The 18607-nt window shown below is 71.9% G+C and carries 17 protein-coding genes; 8 read left to right on the top strand and 9 right to left on the bottom strand.

Annotated elements, in window-relative coordinates:
• Nucleotides 1–73: 73 nt before the first annotated feature.
• Complete coding sequence (locus AB0N80_RS06720; RefSeq protein ID WP_363578263.1) at nt 74–3616, bottom strand: TM0106 family RecB-like putative nuclease; 3543 nt, start codon at nt 3614–3616, stop codon at nt 74–76.
• 109 nt (nt 3617–3725) lie between these two features.
• Between AB0N80_RS06720 and AB0N80_RS06715 the strand changes: the two genes are divergently transcribed.
• On the top strand, nt 3726–5786 hold the full coding sequence (locus AB0N80_RS06715; RefSeq protein WP_363578262.1) for an NAD(+) synthase: 2061 nt from the start codon (nt 3726–3728) through the stop codon (nt 5784–5786).
• 24 nt (nt 5787–5810) lie between these two features.
• On the opposite strand, the gene AB0N80_RS06710 is transcribed toward AB0N80_RS06715, so the two are convergent.
• Nucleotides 5811–6308 carry a DUF427 domain-containing protein gene (locus AB0N80_RS06710; RefSeq protein ID WP_363390858.1) on the bottom strand — a complete coding sequence of 166 codons (498 nt, stop codon included), beginning with the start codon at nt 6306–6308 and terminating at the stop codon, nt 5811–5813.
• Between the two features lie 91 nt (nt 6309–6399).
• On the opposite strand from AB0N80_RS06710, the gene AB0N80_RS06705 reads away from it, so the two are divergent.
• The 4 genes from AB0N80_RS06705 to AB0N80_RS06690 all read left to right on the top strand — a co-directional run bounded on the left by AB0N80_RS06705 (nt 6400) and on the right by AB0N80_RS06690 (nt 8520).
• Complete coding sequence (locus tag AB0N80_RS06705; RefSeq protein WP_315995140.1) at nt 6400–6597, top strand: hypothetical protein; 198 nt, start codon at nt 6400–6402, stop codon at nt 6595–6597.
• Nucleotides 6594–6734, top strand: a complete 141-nt coding sequence (locus AB0N80_RS06700) for a hypothetical protein (RefSeq protein WP_167494236.1) — start codon at nt 6594–6596, stop codon at nt 6732–6734. The genes AB0N80_RS06705 and AB0N80_RS06700 overlap by 4 nt, the downstream gene beginning before the upstream one ends.
• A 188-nt stretch (nt 6735–6922) precedes the next feature.
• A complete protein-coding gene (locus AB0N80_RS06695) occupies nt 6923–7867 on the top strand; it encodes an aldo/keto reductase (RefSeq protein ID WP_363578261.1) in 945 nt (314 codons plus the stop codon).
• A gap of 95 nt (nt 7868–7962) precedes the next feature.
• A complete protein-coding gene (locus AB0N80_RS06690; RefSeq protein ID WP_315995142.1) occupies nt 7963–8520 on the top strand; it encodes a nucleoside phosphorylase in 558 nt (185 codons plus the stop codon).
• A 23-nt stretch (nt 8521–8543) separates the two neighbouring features.
• On the opposite strand, the gene AB0N80_RS06685 is transcribed toward AB0N80_RS06690, so the two are convergent.
• The 7 genes from AB0N80_RS06685 to AB0N80_RS06655 form a co-directional block, all read right to left on the bottom strand.
• Entirely contained in the window at nt 8544–10046 is a 1503-nt protein-coding gene (locus AB0N80_RS06685) for an MFS transporter (protein ID WP_363578260.1), read from the bottom strand.
• A gap of 248 nt (nt 10047–10294) precedes the next feature.
• Nucleotides 10295–10477, bottom strand: a complete 183-nt coding sequence (locus AB0N80_RS06680) for a hypothetical protein (RefSeq protein WP_315995144.1) — start codon at nt 10475–10477, stop codon at nt 10295–10297.
• Nucleotides 10478–10511: 34 nt separating this feature from the next.
• Entirely contained in the window at nt 10512–13646 is a 3135-nt protein-coding gene (locus AB0N80_RS06675; RefSeq protein ID WP_363578259.1) for an SMC family ATPase, read from the bottom strand.
• Entirely contained in the window at nt 13643–14797 is a 1155-nt protein-coding gene (locus AB0N80_RS06670; RefSeq protein WP_363578258.1) for an exonuclease SbcCD subunit D, read from the bottom strand. The genes AB0N80_RS06675 and AB0N80_RS06670 overlap by 4 nt, the downstream gene beginning before the upstream one ends.
• Before the next feature lie 154 nt (nt 14798–14951).
• A complete protein-coding gene (locus AB0N80_RS06665; RefSeq protein WP_363578257.1) occupies nt 14952–15269 on the bottom strand; it encodes a hypothetical protein in 318 nt (105 codons plus the stop codon).
• 1 nt (nt 15270) lies between these two features.
• The gene (locus AB0N80_RS06660) at nt 15271–15480 is read right to left on the bottom strand and encodes a hypothetical protein (RefSeq protein WP_315995148.1); all 210 of its coding nucleotides are present in this window, start codon (nt 15478–15480) and stop codon (nt 15271–15273) included.
• Nucleotides 15481–15648: 168 nt separating this feature from the next.
• On the bottom strand, nt 15649–15948 hold the full coding sequence (locus AB0N80_RS06655) for a GNAT family N-acetyltransferase (protein WP_315995149.1): 300 nt from the start codon (nt 15946–15948) through the stop codon (nt 15649–15651).
• 440 nt (nt 15949–16388) lie between these two features.
• Between AB0N80_RS06655 and AB0N80_RS06650 the strand changes: the two genes are divergently transcribed.
• From AB0N80_RS06650 to AB0N80_RS06640, 3 genes are all read left to right on the top strand, one after another.
• Nucleotides 16389–17150: a winged helix-turn-helix domain-containing protein gene (locus AB0N80_RS06650; protein WP_363578256.1), complete on the top strand. Its 762-nt coding sequence runs from the start codon at nt 16389–16391 to the stop codon at nt 17148–17150.
• Between the two features lie 73 nt (nt 17151–17223).
• Entirely contained in the window at nt 17224–18213 is a 990-nt protein-coding gene (locus AB0N80_RS06645; RefSeq protein ID WP_363578255.1) for a DNA-3-methyladenine glycosylase 2 family protein, read from the top strand.
• Nucleotides 18214–18382: 169 nt separating this feature from the next.
• Complete coding sequence (locus tag AB0N80_RS06640) at nt 18383–18604, top strand: hypothetical protein (protein ID WP_315995152.1); 222 nt, start codon at nt 18383–18385, stop codon at nt 18602–18604.
• Nucleotides 18605–18607: the final 3 nt, after the last annotated feature.

Below are 18607 nucleotides of genomic sequence, written 5' to 3'. Positions count from 1 at the left end.
CGCCCACCGGACGCGCGGACGCACTGCGGCGGGCTCCCGTCGGTCCCCCACCGCCCGACGCCGCCCCTCGACGTCAGGCGTCGGCGCCGACCAGACGCGCGAACGCGCTGAGGCGTGCGACGCCCTCGGGCGTGCGGGGCAGGTCGTCGAGCAGAGCAGGCGACGAGATGACGTACGCCGCCTGCATCGCGCGCGAGATGGCGACGTTGATGCGGTTGCGCAGCAGCAGGAACTCGAGCCCGCGCGGGGCGTCTCGGCCCGATGACGCCGCCAGGGTGAGGATCGCGACCACCGCCTCCTTCCCTTGGAACCTGTCGACCGTCCCGACGGGGACGTCGCCGTAGCCCGCCGCGGCCAGCGCTTCCTCGACGGCGACCTGCTGCGCGTTGTACGGGGTGATGACGATGATGTCGTCGGCGCGCAGTGCACGAGGAGGCTCCACCGTCGCGGAATCTCCGGCCCCGCCCTCGGCCCCCGTCCACTCGCGACCGACCAGGTCGGCGACAGTGCGCACGACCTCGTCGGCTTCCTCCGGCGATGCCGTGGCGTTGCCCCGGTGCGGCACCGGACGCACGTGCACGCCCGGGGCGATGCCGTCGAGGTGTCGGAGCGCCGTGGACGGGTGCGCCGCGAGGCGACCCTCGTACGACAGGCGCGACACCGGCTCCGCGACCGCGGGGTGCATACGGCGGGTGCGCGCGAGGAAGTACCCCAGTTCGGGGGGCACGACCTCGGCCCCGTCGATGATCCACCCCAGCGCCGACGTGTCGACGGGCTCGGGGTGCGTGCCCTGGCTGACCTGCGGGAGCTGCTGCGGATCGCCGAGAAGGAGCAGACGGGTCGCGGCGAGGGAGACGGCGATGGTCGAAGCCAGCGAGAACTGACCCGCTTCATCGATGACGAGGAGGTCGAGGCTGCCGCGGGGAATGCGCGCCTCGTGACTGAAGTCCCAGGCGGTGCCGCCCACGACGAATCCGTGCGCCGCGTTCTCGCCGGTGAAGGCCGCGACGCCGTTCTTGGGCAGCACCGTGAACGCGTGCGCGGAGCCGGGGTCTTTCGGCGCCTTGCCGACCCGGGACGCCGGCACACCCGCCGCGATGACCCGGTCGAGCATGTGCTCGATGGTGGCGTGAGACTGCGCCACCACGCCCACACGGAAGCCGCGCTCGGCCACCAGCCGCGCGATGACGTGCGACCCGACGTACGTCTTGCCGGTGCCCGGGGGTCCCTGCACCGCGAGGTAGCTGTGGTCGAGGTCGGCGACGCTGCGGGCGATCGCCGCGACCTCGTCGTCGCCGGCAGCGCCCGCGATGGCGGTCACGGGGGCGAGTGCGCCGGACCGGGTGCGCGGGGGGATGCGGCGCAGGATGTCGGCCGCGGGGCCGTCGGGGATACTCGGCGCGGCAGCGAGCACCGCATCGGCCCACGCGTCGATCGCCTTCTGCTGGTTGCCGGCCCGCGGCGGGGCGGGAGGAGTGAGGGCGAGCGGCAGATCGTCCCAGGTGACACCGTCGGCCGCGATCTCCTCGATCACCACGCCGTCGTCGAGCACCTCGCGCACCGTCACGCGGCGCGCACCGTGGATCCAGCGGGGGCGCGTCTCGAGGGGGAACGGCGCGGGGAGGTCGTAGACGGCGAAGGGTTCGGCATCCGGGCTCACCCGGGTACCGGGAGCCAGCTCGCCGCGCAGCTCGACCAGACGCCGCTCGGACCCGCGTCCCGATTCGGAGATGTGCCAGTCGGTCCGCACCCGGGAGCGCGCCGCGTCGACGACGATCACGTCGCGCGTCTCCTCCCACACCGACAGCGGCTCGCGCAGGCGCAGGAAGTGCGTGGCCCAGTAGGTCTTCTCTTCGCGCGGGTAGTAGTCGATCGCGGCGGCTGCGAGCCGCAGGGCGGTGGCGTCGGGCTCCGCGGCATCGGCGGCCCACCTCTGCAGCGCCGTCGCGCGCGGCGACGGCTCGTACGCCTGCTCGTCGGGCTCGGCACTGCGCGAGGGGACGGCTCCCGACTCGCGCGCCCGATCGACCAGCCAGTCGCGCAGGCGCCGGGTGGAGACGCAGTCGTAGCGGTTGTAGTCGGCGAGGTCGTCGAGCACGCGTCGGGCGCCCGCGGCGTCGCCGTCGGCGGCCAGGGCCCGCGCCTCGACGTACTTGACGATGGAGTCGTCGCCGCGCTGGACGTCGCTCGTGCGCACCTCGGCGCCCATGTAGAGCGGTTCGAGCTTCTTGATGGAGTAGGACCGCGACCCCACGCGCAAGGCGCGCCGGACCACCGGGTAGAGGTCGACGAACACCCCGTCGCGCAGGAGCCGGTCGACGTCGGCCTCGCGCACGCCGTAGCGGGCCGCCATGGTGAGCAGATGCGTCGGCTCGTAGGGGGCGTAGTGGTAGATGTGCATCCCCGGGTACTGCTGACGACGCAGAGCGACCATGTCGAGGAACCGTTCGAGGGCGGCGCGTTCCTCGGCGAACGTGTGCGCCCACAGGGCGCCGTAGGTCTCTCGGCTGTCGACCCAGCCGAAGAGGTAGTCGATGCCCCAATGCTCGCCGGTGCCCTCGGTGTAGAGCGGGTCGCCCTCGAAGTCGAAGAACAGGTCGCCGTGATCGGGCCGGGGCAGCACGCCGAGCGATTTGGGCGCGACGACCTCGAACGTCGGTACGGCGTGGGCGGGGACCTCGGCGCTGGGCACGCCCGCGGGGCTCTCGAGCTGCAGTCGCGCCTGTGTCCGCAGCGAGGCGAACGTGTCGGCGCTCATCGAGGTCGGAGCCTGCGCGCCTGCGGCCAGCTCGTCGATCGTTCGAATGCCGGCGGCGCGAAGCCGCTCGCGCTGCACCGGTCGCATGCCCGCCACGAGCAGCAGGTCGCGGTGCGCGACCACCTCGAGTTCGCAGGTCGCGCAGCGGCCGCACGCCACGACGTCGAGGGCACCCCGACCGTCGCCCCAGGCGATCGCCTCGCCCGCGGCCCCTCGCGCGACATCGCGATCGGCGATCAGGGCGCGCAGACGCGCACGGCGCAACGCGAAGACCGGCAACAGGTCGTCGACCCGATGCGTGCTGGTCGTGCCGTCGCCGAGGAGCAGCTGCACGTCGTCGGACCTCCGTACGCCGAGCCGATCGAGCTGGTCGACGTAGGCCGCGAGCTGCATGAGCGCGGTGACACGCGCCCGACGTGCGAGCTTCGTGTCTTGCACGATCCAGGGACGGATGCCGTCGGCATCCGCTTCGTCGGCGCGCGCGAGGAAGTCGGCGAAGCCGACGAACTCGGCCGTCGAGAACGCGGCCTGATAGACGACCTCGACGGCGGGATCGGCGAGGGCGTCGTCGGTGAGGCGCACCGCCTCGGCGAGGGCCTCGGCGTCGGACGAACGGGCGGCGGGGATCTCACGTACCGCGTCGCCGAACCGCGCGCGGTAGTCGTCGAGGACGCGCAGCTCGTGGGCGGTGCCGAGACGAGCGGCACGCTCCAGGGTGGCGTCTTCGGGATCGTCGACGGGGGCGACCCGTCCGAGCTTCGCGTCGATCGCTCGGAGCCAGGCGAACTCGCATTCCGCCGCCGCCTTGAGGTCGCTGGCGCTCCAGACGACCCGATCGTCCTGCTCGATGTACCGCATGGTGTTCCACGCTAATCGCGACCTCCGACATCGGGTTCACGGCATCCACAGGGTGCCCGTCGCGCACATCCGCCGTCGCGCTGTCGGACGGGCCTGACAGACTGGTCGGGTGATCACCGATCTGCCGTTCGAGAGCGTCTACCGGCACGGGTTCGCGCGCGTCGCCGCCTGCACCGTCCCCGTCGCGGTGGCGGACCCCGCCACCAACGTCGACGCCGTACTGACGTCCGCTCGCGCCTGTCACGACGAAGGCGTCGCCGTCGCCGTCTTCCCCGAGCTCTGCCTCACCGGATACGCGATCGACGACCTCGTCATGCAGGATCCGCTGCTCGACGCCGTCGAGGCGGCCCTCGACCGGCTGATGACCGCCTCGGCCGACCTCCTTCCGGTGCTGCTGGTCGGGGCACCACTGCGCCACGGAAACCGCCTCTTCAACTGCGCCGTGGTGGTCCACCGCGGGCGCGTGCTCGGGGTGGCCCCGAAGGCGTACCTGCCGACCTACCGCGAGTTCTACGAGCACCGCTGGTACGCCCGGGGCGACGATCAAGCGGGTCAGGTCATCACGGTGGCCGGCCGCAGCGCCCCGTTCGGCCCCGACCTCCTCTTCGAGGCGGTCGACGTGCCGGGCCTCATCCTGCACGCCGAGGTGTGCGAAGACGTCTGGGTCCCCGTACCCCCGTCATCGGGTGCGGCTCTGGCCGGGGCGACGGTGCTCGCCAACCTCTCCGGCAGCCCCATCACGATCGGCCGGGCCGACGATCGCACGCTCCTGTCCCAGTCGCAGTCGCTGCGCTGTCTCGCCGCCTACGTCTACGCGGCGGCGGGGCAGGGCGAGTCGACGAACGACGTGTCGTGGGACGGCCAGACGATGATCCACGAGGGCGGGCAGCTGCTGGCCACGACCGAACGCTTCCCCGACGGTCCCCGTCGCAGCGTCGCCGACGTGGACCTCGACCGCCTCCGCCAGGACCGCCTGCGGCAGGGAACCTTCGACGACAATCGGCGCACCGTCAACCCGGTGTTCCGCACGGTCTCGTTCGAGCTGGCGCCGCCCGCGACCGACGTCGGGCTGCGGCGCGCGCTCGACCGTTTCCCGTTCGTCCCCGACGACCCCGACCGCCTCGCCCAGGACTGCTACGAGGCGTTCAACATCCAGGTGTCGGGCCTGGTTCAGCGTCTCGAGGCGATCGGCCGGCCCCGTCCCGTGCTCGGAGTGAGCGGTGGACTGGATTCCACCCACGCCCTGCTCGTCATCGCCCGTGCCATGGACCGTATGGGGCGCCCGCGCAGCGACATCCTCGCGTACACCCTCCCGGGATTCGCGACCAGCGACAAGACGAAGAGGAACGCGATCGCCCTCGCCGAGGCTGTCGGAGCGACGATCGAGGAGATCGACATCCGTCCCGCGGCATCCGAGATGCTCTCCCGCATGGGCCACCCCTTCGCCGCGGGCGAACCGGTGCACGACGTGACTTTCGAGAACGTGCAGGCCGGCCTGCGCACCGACTACCTCTTCCGCCTCGCCAACATGAACGGCGGCATCGTCGTGGGCACCGGCGACCTCTCCGAGATCGCGCTCGGATGGTCGACCTACGGCGTCGGAGACCAGATGAGCCACTACTCGGTGAACCCGGGCGTGCCGAAGACGCTCATCCAGCACGTCATCCGCTGGGTCATCGGCTCGGGCGAGCTGAGCGCCGAGACGGTCACCGTGCTGCAGGCTGTGCTCGACACCGAGATCAGCCCCGAGCTCGTCCCCGCGGGTCAAGACGGACGCATGCAGTCGACCGAAGACCGCATCGGCCCGTACAACCTGCACGACTTCACGCTCTACCACGTGCTGCGCTTCGGTTTCCGACCCTCGAAGATCGCCTTCCTCGCGGCGCACGCCTGGTCGGATCCGGATGCCGGAGCCTGGCCGCCCGGCTACCCCGAAGGCGAGCGGCCGTCGTACGACCTCGTCACCGTGGCGAAGTGGCTCGAGGTCTTCCTCTCCCGCTTCTTCGGGTTCGCGCAGTTCAAGCGCACCGCCATCCCGAACGGGCCGAAGGTCTCGCCCGCGGGATCGCTGTCGCCGCGCGGAGACTGGCGCGCCCCGTCCGACGGCAACGCCCGCGCGTGGCTGGCCGATCTGCACGCGGCCGTGCCGCAGGCTTTCGCGCGCGACTGACCGCGCGACGGACGAGGAGCCGGGCTACCAGCCCATCGATCCCGGCACGCCCTTGAACGGGCCGGCGAGGTCGCTCGTCACCCAGCCGCCGTAGAACCCGCCCGGCTGCGGCTCGACGACCTCCCCTCCGAGGACGCACCGGTCCATCTCCCCGGCGTAGACGGCGACGCGATCGTCGAGGATCTCGTACCCGGGCATCGGATGCGGGTAGTTCCAGGCCGCGCGCACGGCGACCGCTCCCCCGCCGCCGTGGACGTCGAAGTAGCGCGCACCGCCCTTGAACTCGCAGAACGACGCTCCCTCACCGAGCGTCAGCGCGTCGCCGAAAGCCGCGATGGGCAGGTAGTAGACCGGAGGGTGGCTGGTCTCCAGCACGCGCACCACGTCGTCGGTGTCGACGATGCGCACGCCGCCGAAGTCGATCTGCGCGCGCTTCCTCACCCGTTCGACGCGGGGCGGCCGCGGGTAGTCCCACACGGACTCCTGGCCGGGGCGGACGGGATCGGGAACGGGGCGCGCCATGCGCATACGCTACGCCGGGACGGACGGGGGTGGGCCCGATCGGCTCAGGAGAACCACAGCTTTTCGGTAGCCTGGGGGGAAGGGGGACAGCGTGAGCGATCAGAAGACGTCGAACGTCAGCCGGCGGTACCGGGTGTATCAGATCGTCGGCATCGTCCTGGCCGTGCTGTTCCTCGCCCTCGGCGTGGCCGCGTTCCTCACCGGGGGCGGGCCGATCATCGCCGCCATCGCCGTCATCGGAGGTCTCGCCGTGCTCGTCGTCTCGATCGTCATGATGGTGCGCTCGTGAGCGCGCCCGAGGGCCCCGCCGGCGACGGCAAGAAGAAGTACCCCGCCGGGACGGTCGTGATCTGGATCGCCGGAGCCGGCATCGGCCTGTGGCTGCTCGTCAGCGGACTCATCGGCATCCTGTCCGGCGGAAGCTGACCCGGCGCGCCGCGGGGAACGCCCGCGAGAGTTGCGCGATCACGCGCGCGTGATGAGAACGCGCGCCGACGCGAGGCCGAGACACGCGAGCGCGTGGACCCGAGACACGCGCGAACGCTCGTCTCGGGAATGCCCACGACAGCGCGCGGTTGTCCTCGAGGTCACTCGACCTCTGCAGAAAGGGCATCATGACGCGCATCGGACGCAGCGACCTCGACATCCTCCCCCTCTCGCTCGGCGGCAACGTCTTCGGCTGGACCGCCGACCGCGACACCTCGTTCGAGGTGCTCGACGCGTTCCACGCCGGTGGAGGCAACTTCATCGACACCGCCGACGCTTACAGCGCCTGGGTTCCGGGCAACGCGGGTGGCGAGAGCGAGACGCTCATCGGCGAGTGGCTGGCCTCGCGCAAGCCGGAGAACGTCGTGGTGGCGACGAAGGTCAGCCAGCACCCCGATTTCCGCGGCCTGTCCGCCAAGAACGTGCGCGCCGCCGCAGAGGCCTCGCTCGGTCGCCTCGGTGTCGACACCATCGACCTGTACTACGCGCACTTCGACGACGAGCAGACGCCCCTCGAGGAGACCGTCGCGGCCTTCGCCGACCTGGTCGCCGACGGTCTGGTGCGCTACGTCGCCGTGTCGAACTACTCCGCCGCCCGGATCCGCGAGTGGATCTCGCTCGCCGAGGCCGCCGGCGCCGACCTCCCCGTCGCCGTGCAGCCGCACTACAACCTCGTGCACCGCACCGAGGTCGAGCGCGACATCGTCCCCGTCGCCGAGCAGTACGGCATGTCGCTCGTGCCGTACTACGCCCTGGCCAGCGGCTTCCTCACGGGCAAGTACCGCAGCGCGGATGCCGCGGGCGACTCGCCCCGGGCAGAGGGCGCCGCGAAGCTGGCCACCCCGGCCGGACTCGCCCTGATCGACGCCCTCGATGAGGTGGGTCGTGCCCACGAGGCGTCGATCGCGTCGACGGCCCTCGCGTGGCTGCGCGCGCAGCCGACGGTCGCCGCCCCCATCGCGAGCGCGTCGAAGGTCTCGCAGGTCGCCGACCTGCTGGCCAGCGCCTCCCTGGAGCTGACCCCGGATGAGATCTCGCGCCTCACGGACGCGTCGGACGCGGCCCAGAGCTGAGTTCGTGCCCGTGTTCCGCTCGGCGGGACACGGGCACGCTCGGCCCCTGTTCTCGGCATCCGTTCTCCTCCGCCGATTCCGGCGAGAATGAGAGGGTGAAACTCCTGGTCGCCGCCCACGCATCCGAACTCGTCGCCTTCGAGGACGACCTCCCCGGCTTCGAACGCCTGCTCACCGGAGTGGGCAAGATCCCGGCCGCGTACGCGTTGACGCGTGCGCTGTCGACGGGCGAGTACGAGGAGATCGTGGTCGTCGGAACGGCCGGCGCGATCGACGACGAGGTCGAGGGCGGGATCTACGACCTCGCCGGCGCGATCCAGCACGACGTGAAAGGGCTGGACGGCACCTTCGGCGAGCACGTCTCGCTGCCGACGCGGGTCGAAACGGGCCACGAGGGCCTCGTCATCGCCACGGGCGACCATTTCGTCGACGACGCCGACACCGTGCGGCTCATCCGCGAGCTGGGGGCGAGTCTGGTCGACATGGAGTCGTACGCGCTGATCTGGGTCGCCCAGCAGTTCGGTGTGCCCATCCGCATCCTGCGCGCCGTGTCCGACCGCGCGCAGGACGGCGCGACCGAACTGTGGGATGACGTGGTCGAGCGCTGCAGCCACGACCTGCGCGCGGAGATCCGCTCCCGCTACGGCGTCTGACCCGCAACGGCAGAGGCCGCGGCTCAGGGCGTCTGAGACCCCGACCGCGCGCGGCCGGCGAGGTCTGCCACGCCGACGATGAGCGCCAGCCCGAGGAAGATGCCGACGGTGATCATTCCCGACGCGTAGGCGTCGTGGTACAGCACGACGGTGTCGTCGACGCTGCCCTGCTCGCGGTACACCGTGGCGTAGAAGAGGGCGAGGGCGATCGCCGTGCCCACCGCCGTGCCGATGCGCTGGCCGAGCTGACCGACGGATCCCGCGACCCCACCACTGCGGACGGGGATGTCGGCCAGGGTGAGGGTCTGATTGGGGGAGATCACCAGGCCCCCGGCGAAACCGCCGAACACCATCACGGCGGCCATCGCCCACGGCGTCCATTCGGGCGCGGTGAACAGGGCGACGAGCACGAGCCCGCCGGCGGTCACCACCATGCCGAGGATGCCCCACACCACGAGCGGACGTCCGAGCCGGGTCACGAGGTTCCCGCCGACCCATGAACTCGCCGCCGACGCGACCGCGAACCCGATCGTGACCATGCCGGCGAAGACCGGCGCGAGTCCCAGACCGCCCTGCAGGAAGAGCGTGCCGAGCAGGAACATCGCCGGCACGGCCGAGAAGTACGCGGTCGAGATCAGCACGCCGTTGCGGTACGACGACAGCGAGAAGATCGAGAACGGCATGAGCGGCATCCGCCCCCGATCCGCATAGCGGCGCTCCCAGAAGACGAAGGCCGCGGCGAAGACGACGGATGCCACGAGCAACCACCACCGGTTGGGATCGTCGTCGGGGCTGCCCGTCGTGAACAGGAACGGCCACATGAGCGCCAGGATCGTCAGCGCGAACAGCAGGACGCCGACGGGGTCGAGGTCGAGGCGGCGCCGCGATTTCTCGCGCGTGTTCGGCAGCAGCCACGCCGCGAGGGCGATGACGACGGCGACCAGGGGGATGTTGATCCAGAAGATCAGCCGCCACCCGTCGGTGTCGCCGCCCAGCGCGATGAGCAGACCACCGAGCGTCGGTCCGAAGGCGGTGGCGATACCGATCGTGGCCCCGAAGAGACCGAAGGCGCGCCCGCGCTCCTTGCCCTGGAACAACTGCTGCACCAACCCGAGCACCTGCGGCATCTGGATGCCGGCGGCCACGCCCTGCAGCAGACGGGCGGCGAGCAGCACCGTGGTGTTGGGCGCGAGCGCGCAGGCCAGGCTCGTGACCAGGAACAGCGACAAGCCCACGAGGAAGAGCACGCGGCGCGAGCGGATGTCGCCCAGACGCCCCGCCGGCACCAGGACGAGCCCGAAGGTGAGGATGTAGCCCGAGACGACGAGCTGCAGCTCAGTGGGGCCAGCGTTCAGAGCTGCCTCGATCGACGGAAGAGCGACGTTGACCTTCGTGAGGTCGAGGATGGTGAGCGCCGCCACGGCGACCGCGACCCAGTAAGCCCTCCAGCGATGCTTCGGCGACAGCGCGATGTCGCGGGTGGCGGGGTGGGCGGTCTCTGCGGGGGCGGGCGACTTCTCGGACATCGAGGGGGACGCTACTCCCGACCTCCGACACCACGGACGGGCTTGCGTCGGCCCGACCGACCGCTACGCAGCGGATCGTCGGCGCGCGGGACTCATCGCCGACCGGTGCTGTCGCGGCGGAACGTCACCCCTGCGGGACCGATCGCCGACCGCCCGTCGACATGGCGCACGGGCGCGCCCGACGCATCACCGTATCGGTCGCCCCCGTTGCGGCACAGGAGCGGGTCGCCGACGCAGCGCTCCGTCGGTCAGTCCACGTCGCGGCGCGCGAAGACGGCACGCAGCACGAGGAACACGATGAGCGCGACGATCGCGACGGCGACGAGGCGGAAGACGAAGGCGATGAGCGAGAACAGCACGTTCACGACGACCCAGGCGATGATCACGGCCGCGATGACCCCGAGAACGGTCCAGAGGGTGCTCTTGCGCATGCGATCAGCCTAGACGGGCGCGCTGCCCCCTCTCTCAGACAGGCGTCACCGCGTGGTCGTGCCGGATCACGCTCGGGCCCCGCGGGGTGGCCGTCACGTGCAACTGCGCCGGCAGTTGATCCTTCATCGAGGCCACGTGGCTGATGACGCCCACCGTGCGTCCGCCCTGTCGCAACTCGTCGAGGGTGCGCATCGCGAGGTCGAGCGTGTCGTCGTCGAGGGAACCGAACCCTTCGTCGATGAAGAGCGTATCGAGATGGATGCCGCCCGCCCGGGCGGTGACCACCTCGGCGAGCCCCAGGGCGAGGGCGAGCGAGGTCAGGAAGGTCTCTCCCCCGGACAGCGATTGCGGCGGTCGGCACTGCCCGGTGAACGCGTCCATGATCTCGAGCCCGAGCCCGCTCGCGGCGCCTCGAGCCGCGAGCGCGTCGGTGTGCTGCAGACGGTAACGGCCGGACGACATGTCATCGAGGCGGACGTTGGCGGCCGCCACGATCTCTTCGAGCTCCGCCGCCAGGACGAAGGTCTCCAAGGTCATGCGGCGCGTGTTCGGCGCGCGTCCCGCGACGGTGTCGGCCAACCGCGCGATGACCGCGTGCTCCGCGACCAGCGCGGCGACCGAGGCGTGAGCGGCATCGGCGCGCTCCGCGAGCGCCCGCAGTCGCTCGGCCAGCGCCCGCGCTGCCGCGTGTGCCGCAGCCGCATCTTGCACGGCCGTTCGCGCGGAGGCGACCTCGGCGACGAACGGGGCGAGCTCGAGCGGCTCGTCATCGGCACCGGCGAGCTGGAGCTCGAGCTCCAGGAGCCGTTCCCGGGCGGAGGTCACGGTCGCGGTGTACTCGGCCACCACGCCCTCAAGTCGACGTCGGTCGATGTCGGAACGCAACGCGGCCGCGACGGAGGCCGCGTCGGCGAACGGGCTGTCGGCGATCAGCGCAGAAAGGGCCCGGTCGGCCGCCTCCTGCGCCTCGAGCGCCCGGGCCAGATCAGCGCGCGCGTCACGGAGCTCGCGGATCACGTCGCGTCGTGCCCGGAGGTCGCGCTGGCGCGCGGCGACCGAGTCGAACGACCCGCGCGCGTCGGCCACGACCCGTTGGAGGTCTTCGGCTCGCTGCCTCGCGAGCGCGAGCTCCTGGCGGGCCTCGGCGAGCTCGTCGCCCACTTCGTCGAGGCGTCGGGCGATCTTCTCCCCGAGATCGCTCGCTGCCGCGCGCTCGAGCCGCACCCGCTCGTGCTCCTCCGCATCGGCGGTCGCCTGAGCGACCTCCTCCTCGCTTGTCGCGAGTCGGGCCGTCAGCGTCTGGACGTCTTCTCCGCCCGCCCGAGCCGCGGCCAGGGCATGGGCGTCTCGCGCGACCCGCGCCGCGTCGGATGCGAGGCGGTCTTCTTCGGCGGCGAGGTTCTTGCGCTCCTCAGCGGACGCCAGTTCATCGTCGGAGACCGGTGCGGCGCCGCCCCGCGCGGGGTGCGGATGCTCCCGCGAACCACAGACGGCGCACGGCTCGCCGTCGACGAGATCGTGGGCGAGCTCGACGGCGGCTCCGTCGAGCCGTCGCCGGAGGAGCGTGGTCCACGCCTCGACGGCTCGCTGGAGGGCGTCGGAGCGGACGAGCGACGCGAGGTCGGCCTGATCGCGGTGCTCGAGCAGACGGGCCGCTTCGCGAGAGGCCTCGAGGCGGCGACGCACTTCATCACGCGCGACGATCGCGGCCTCCCGACGCGCGGCTCCCGTGACGAGTTCGGTCAGACGCTCGTCGAGCGTCGCGAGCATCGCGGGGAGGTCGGCGCGGCCGCCGACGAGAGCCTCTCGTTCCGCGTCCGCCGTCGACACCCGCGCGAGGATCCTCTCGATGTCGGCGTCGACCCCGCGCGCCTCGCCCTCGGCGGCGAGCGCCGCCTCTCCGCGGGACAGCGATGCGGTGAGGTCGTCGGCGCGCCGGGCCAACGCGTCGTCGAGGTCGACGGCGACGCTCGCCTCGACGGGAGGCGTGCTCATGTCGGGCTCGACACCCGGCGTACGCAGGAGGGCGATGTCGTCGTCGGTGCTGCCGACCGATTCGCCGAGCACCCGCGCGGCGTCGGCTGCGGCGCGCACGCGATCGGTCGCGTCGGCCGCGGTCGAGGCCGTCGCCGCCCCGCTCTCGAGGGCGCTGCGAATGCCTTCCGCGTCCGCCGCGAGGGCGGCTTCGGCGCGGAACGCGCGGATGCGTTCGTCGTCGCCCTCCAGAGTGGCGAGCCGCTCGCGGACCCGTTGCCGCTCGTCCTGACGCTCCCGCAACGCGGTCGCATCCCGCTCCGCGAGCAGGGCGGCGTCCAGGCGCGCATCGGCTGCCTCGCGTTCGCGCGCGAGGGTCTCGACGCGGTACTCGGCGCGTTCGACGGACCGCACGATACGGGCCAGCCGGTCGACACTCGACAGCGAACCGGCGCGGGCGTCTGCGCCGGCATCCCCCGACTGGTCGGCGTCGACGCCACCGTGGTCGGAGTCGACGGCATCGAGCTCTCCGGCCAGGCGTTCAGCCTCGTCGAGCAGCGTGGTCACCTCCACCCCCTCGGCCGCGAGCGCGTCTTGGGCGCGCTTGCGGCGGTCGTCGAGATCGGTGGCGTACTGCTCGAAGGTGCGGGTGCCGAACAGGGTGCGCAGGAGGCCCAACCGCTCGTCGTTCTTCGCGAGCAGGAATCGCGCGAAGCGGTTCTGAGCGAGCAGGATGACCTGGAGGAACTGCTGCTGCGAGAGCCCGAGGATCTCGTCGAGCTGCGCGGCCACGTCGACGGGGCGCGCGGCGACGCCCGTCCACCCCTCGTCGGTCGACACCTCGAGCAGCGCCCGGTGGGGCTCCTTGGTCGTTCCCCCGCCTCGGCGCTTGGGGCGCTCGAACTCGGGCGAACGCGTGATGCGCCAGCGTCGCCCGGCGGCGCTGAACTCGAGCGTCACCCGCGTCGGATCGTCGGGTGCGCAGTGATCGCTGCGCAGCCGACGCTCGGCGCCGTCGTATCGCGGGACTCCCCCGTACAGGGCGTAGCAGACGCCGTCGAGCACACTCGACTTGCCCGCGCCCGTGCGGCCGGTGATGAGGAAGATGCCGTCCGCGGCGAAGGCGTCGAAATCGACGGTCTGCGTCTCGAGGAACGGTCCGAAGCCCTCGAGTTCGAGGCGGTGCAGCTTCACGACCGTGCCTCCGCGACTCGACGCGCGTCGAGCACCTCCCGGATGAGGGCGCGTTCGGCCTCCGACGCCGCCTCGCCTTCGCGGACGTGCGAGAGGAAGGCGTCGATGACCTCGCCGTCGTCGCGAGCCGCACGCACGCGTCGGGCATAGCCCACGGCGTCGTCGTCCCTCGTGTTCTCGGGGAGGTGCACGACGGTCGCGCACCATGGGAAGCGGGCCTGCAACCGGCGCATCGGATCGGGCTGCGGAGTGGCGTCGGTGTATTCGGCGCGCACCCAGTGCTCGTCGTGACCGGCGAACCGGTCGGCCGTGAGCAGCTCTTCGAGCGACCCCCGCAGGGTCGCGAGAGGCCGTGGGACCGGCAGGGCGAGCCACGACACCGTGGCGAGGCCGTCGGCGTCGAGATCGACGAGCCAGGACCCTCGCGGCTTGCCCGCCTCGCCGAAGCTGTAGTGCACCGGCGCCCCCGCATATCGGACCCGGTCGGACAACTGCTGGCGACCGTGGATGTGCCCCAGTGCCACGTAGTCGGGCCCGTCGAAGGTCGACAGCGGGACGACGTCGAGACCGCCCTGGCGGATCTCGCGCTCGACGCCGGGCGTGGAATCGACCCCGGCGGCGAAGCAGTGGGCGGCGACCACGGCACGACCGCCGCGCTCGGCCATGTCGGCGCGGATGAGCCCGAACGCGTGCGCCATCGTCTGCGCCTGAGTGCGCAGCTCGACGCCCTTCCACAGATGGCGCACGATGGCGGGCTCGAGGTACGGGATGCCGTAGACGTGCACCGGACCGTGGGCGTCGACGAGGGTGACCGGCGTCCCCACCGTCGCGGGGTCGGTGATCACCGTGATCTCGTCGCGCAGCAGTGCGGACTGGAAGCCCAGCCGAGCCGCCGAATCGTGGTTGCCGCTGGTGACCACGACCTTCGCCCCGGTCTCGGTCAGAGAGGCCAGCGTCTGCGTGAGCACGGGGTAGCAGGCGGCCGACGGAGCGGCCGAGTCGAAGACGTCTCCGGCCACGACGATCAGGTCGACGGCGTTCTCGCGCACCTGCTCGACGAGCGCGGCCAGCACCGCGCTCAGCGCGTCGAGCGTCGAGTGCCCGTGGAAGGTGCGCCCGATATGCCAGTCGGAGGTGTGCAGGATCCGCATGCAGCCACGGTACGTCGCACCTCCGACATCGGCTCGCAGCGACGCCCGACGGGGAGCCCGCGCGCGGCGCGGCGTCGTCCGGGAGGGCGGGGGTCGCCGCCGAACGCACGAACGCCCCGCATCCCGGAGGAGTGCGGGGCGTTCACGATGACGGTCAGGAGCCGGCGACCTCCGCCGCGATCGCCCGGATGCGGTCGTCGCCGAGGTCGAGGCCGACCTCTGCGAAGCGCTGACGCAGCACGTCGGCGATGCGCTCCTCGCTCTTGTCGCCGACGTCGGCGCGCGTCTGCACGATCACACCCTGGATCCGGGCCTCGTCGTCGGTGGGGTGCGTGTCCATCGCCGGCTCCGACTGGTCGTCGGGGCGCGCGGCCTTCCGGTCGCTGTGCAGCGCTCCGCCGACCGAATCGGCTGCTCCGGCGCCGCCGTCCGGGCCGTCGGCGGGCTCGGGGGCCCGTGTCTCGTCCGTCATGTCAGTCCTCCGTGCTCAGGTCGGGGTCGATGCCGTGGCTGGCGGCATCGCCTTCGATGGGATCCGAGGGCGCGGCGTCGTTCAGACGCGGCGAGCCCTTCGCGCTGTCGTTGCGCTCGGCGGTCTCGGCGTCGGCGACGTCGCCGCTCTCCCATCCACCGGGCGGGTCGGCGTCGATGACGCCTTCGGGCAGATCGCGGTCGTCGTTCATGACTCCCCCTTTCGAGATCTCCAGCTTCCTCGGGCCGCGGAACCCGCGGGCAGGGGTTGACGCTCGCCGACGGCGCGCGTAGGTGCGGGCATCAGCCCCGCTGCGACGCTGAACGGGGTCGCGCGCGCCCGCCGCGGAGCGGCCCGGAGCGCAGTCGCCGCCCGACTGTCAGGACGTGCGACGAGCTTGCAGCAGACCCGCGCGCTCGGGGTGCGCCTCGAACCACTCCCCCACGTACCAGCACACGGGGATGATCTCGCGGTCACCCGCGGCTTCGATCGCGTCGACCGCCCGCTCCGTGATGACGGCGGCGTACCCGTGCCCGCGGAAGGTCGGGACGGTGAAGGCCCGTGTGAGGGCGACGGTGCGCCCGTCGTCCCGGTAGTCGAGGACGGAGACGAGGTCGTCCCCGTCGTGGAGGGTGAATCGGGATGCCGTCTTGTCGTCGGCGAAGCTCAGATCGGCCATGCCGAGAGAGTACGCCGCTCCCGCGAGGGCGAGCTCTTCCGAGCAGAATGCCCGGCTCTCTCCGAGATCCCCCACCGACGCTGAGCAGAATGCTCGGCGATCCGACGCGCAGGACGGATTTGACGGTTCCCGACGCGGTAGGTAATAATCGCCCCCATGACTGTGACTGCGCGTTCTCTGTCCGCCCGGGAGGCGAACAGGACTGCCGGCATGATGATGCCCGGCCGCGCCGTCATGTGTTGTCGAATGTGCCGCTAACAGCGACCCCTCGCCCGGACGACCTCGTGCTTCTGAACGCCGACCTCGTCCCCCGGTCACCTGAGACCCGCGTCGATCACGCGCTCCACGGTGCCGCGCTCCGGCCCTTCGGCCCTCACCTCCCGTCGAACCCCGCTCTCTGACGACGCTTCCGGGTTCACCCACCCAAGGACTTTCTCCTCATGTCGATCTCCGCTGTTCTCGACCGCCCTCAGACCGCCTCCGCCGCCCGCCCGCAGGCTCCGCGCGTGACCGTCCCCGCCACGCCCCGAGACGCCGCTCCGCGCCCCGCCGCAGTGACCGACCCTGCGGCCGCCGCCGACGCTCCCCGGGCGGCGACCGCCACCGCTCCGCGCGGGTTCGCCCTGTACGTCGGCATCGACGAGGCCAAGGCCGCCGCCGCCGGCGTCAGCCTCGGCACCCTGGTGGAGGCCCTGCGTCGCACGCTCGGCGAGCTGGCGCCCGCCGCCGAGACGTACGCCACGGTCGCCCTGGCCCCCGTGGGCTCCGGCGGTCGCGACGTCGACGTCGTCCGCCTCGCCCTGCACGAGCCGTCGGCCGTCGCGCGCACGAAGGACGAGCCCGCCGAGGAGGACCGCGCCCCCGGCGGCGTGGTCGTCGACATCTCGCGCAAGCGCGTCCTGATCGACGGCGAATCGGCGGCCTTCACCTTCAAGGAGTTCGAGCTGCTGCAGTACCTCGTCCTGCGCGAGGGCCGCACGATCGAGCGCACCGAGCTGGTCGCCTCATTGTGGGAGGGCGCGACCGACGACGACGCCCCCGGCGAGCGCACCATCGACGTGCACGTGCGGCGCCTGCGCGCCAAGCTCGGCGCCTACGAGGACATCGTGCGCACCGTGCGCGGCGTCGGCTACCGCTTCGACCGTCACGCCGACGTCTCGATCCGCTATGGACACGGCACGCCCTCGCCCGACCGTTTCTGATCGTCCCGGCCTCCGCGCAGCGGATCGGGCCCACGGATGACGCGATGTCGGCGATGCGACGTAGGGTGTCGGCATGAGGTCGACCGGGGTGCGCACGCGGCGCTCGACGCGCGAGCTCGTCGCACCGGCTGAGCGCCCCCTCGAGACCGAGTATCGCCCCGCTCGTGCGGCCGACATCGGTCGCACGGTCTCGGCGCAGCGCCACGGCACCAACGACCCGACCTACCTCGCAACCGCGCCGCTGGCGAACGGCGGCGTTGTCTGGCGGGTCAGTCGCACACCCATCGGTGTTGCGACTCTCGCCCTCCGTCAGCGTGTCGGGGGTGGCGTGAGGGCGGCGGCCTGGGGGCCCGGCGCCTCTTGGGCGCTCGACCAGCTCCCCGCCCTGTGCGGCGCGCACGACGATCCCGACGATTTCGATGCGTCTCGGCACCCGTCCGTCGCGGCGTGGCACCACCGGCATCCCGATCTGCGTATCGGGCGCACCGACCTGGTCTTCGACGCTTTGGTGAGCGCCATCATGGAGCAGAAGGTCACGAGCATGCAGGCGTTCTCCGCGTGGCGGAGCATCGTCACCTGGTACGGCGAGCGGGCACCGGGTCCGACGCCGCGCCCCATGTTCGCCCCGCCCGACATCGAGGGTTGGCGACACGTGCCCTCGTGGGCCTGGCACCGTGCGGGTCTCGAACCGCCCCAGTCGCGCACCATCGTCGAGACCGCGCGTCGCGGAGCCACCGTCGTCCGCGCGGCGAGCGCGGCGACCGACGGCGAGGCGCGAGATCGCGTCTTCATCAGCCTGCGCGGCGTCGGTATCTGGACGAGCGCCGAGACGCGCATCCGCGCCTTCGGAGACCCGGATGCCGTGAGCGTGGGCGACTACCACCTCGCTCACCAGGTGGGGTACGCCCTCACCGGTCATCGCACCGACGACGACGGGATGCTCGAGCTGCTCGAACCGTTCGCGGGGCACCGGCAGCGCGTGATCCGCCTCATCTACGCCGGTTCGGGGCTGGAGCCCCGACGCGGTCCGCGCCTGCACCCGGAGGATCACCGCGATCGGTGACCGCCCCACGGGGGCGAACACGCCGGGAGGCGATGCCCGCCTGTGCCGCCCCAGGAATGCCCGCGGAGCGCTCGACGCGTTCGAACGGAAACGGGCCGCGGCACCGACCGCGTCGCACCGAGGACGCAACCACCCGCCCGGGCGAGCACGCGCCGCCTAGTGTGGGCGCATGATGCAATCGGGCACCGGCTGGCCGCGCGGACGTACGTACTGGGTCCTCGGGAGCGTGCTGCTGCTGGGGCTCGGCATCCTCTTCGGACTCGTCTGGCAGAACGTCTGGCTGGGTGTGGTCATCGCCGCCGCCGTATCGGTCGGCTGGCTCATCGCCTACGAGTCGAGTCGGGGCCGCAACGTCGGCGTCAACGACGAGGACAACGGCATCCAGCTCTGACGG

The sequence above is a fragment of the Microbacterium sp. NPDC089188 genome (genome assembly GCF_040685155.1).
GTDB lineage: Bacteria > Actinomycetota > Actinomycetes > Actinomycetales > Microbacteriaceae > Microbacterium > Microbacterium galbum.
This window is presented reverse-complemented; position numbering and strand designations above follow the sequence as displayed.

Coding starts and splice junctions, on each gene's coding strand:
- AB0N80_RS06720 (WP_363578263.1), bottom strand. CDS start 3,616: ATGCGGTACATCGAGCAGGACGATCGGGTCGTCTGGAGCGCCAGCGAC.
- AB0N80_RS06710 (WP_363390858.1), bottom strand. CDS start 6,308: ATGGCGCGCCCCGTTCCCGATCCCGTCCGCCCCGGCCAGGAGTCCGTG.
- AB0N80_RS06695 (WP_363578261.1), top strand. CDS start 6,923: ATGACGCGCATCGGACGCAGCGACCTCGACATCCTCCCCCTCTCGCTC.
- AB0N80_RS06685 (WP_363578260.1), bottom strand. CDS start 10,046: ATGTCCGAGAAGTCGCCCGCCCCCGCAGAGACCGCCCACCCCGCCACC.
- AB0N80_RS06680 (WP_315995144.1), bottom strand. CDS start 10,477: ATGCGCAAGAGCACCCTCTGGACCGTTCTCGGGGTCATCGCGGCCGTG.
- AB0N80_RS06670 (WP_363578258.1), bottom strand. CDS start 14,797: ATGCGGATCCTGCACACCTCCGACTGGCATATCGGGCGCACCTTCCAC.
- AB0N80_RS06665 (WP_363578257.1), bottom strand. CDS start 15,269: ATGACGGACGAGACACGGGCCCCCGAGCCCGCCGACGGCCCGGACGGC.
- AB0N80_RS06660 (WP_315995148.1), bottom strand. CDS start 15,480: ATGAACGACGACCGCGATCTGCCCGAAGGCGTCATCGACGCCGACCCG.
- AB0N80_RS06655 (WP_315995149.1), bottom strand. CDS start 15,948: ATGGCCGATCTGAGCTTCGCCGACGACAAGACGGCATCCCGATTCACC.
- AB0N80_RS06650 (WP_363578256.1), top strand. CDS start 16,389: ATGTCGATCTCCGCTGTTCTCGACCGCCCTCAGACCGCCTCCGCCGCC.
- AB0N80_RS06645 (WP_363578255.1), top strand. CDS start 17,224: ATGAGGTCGACCGGGGTGCGCACGCGGCGCTCGACGCGCGAGCTCGTC.
- AB0N80_RS06640 (WP_315995152.1), top strand. CDS start 18,383: ATGATGCAATCGGGCACCGGCTGGCCGCGCGGACGTACGTACTGGGTC.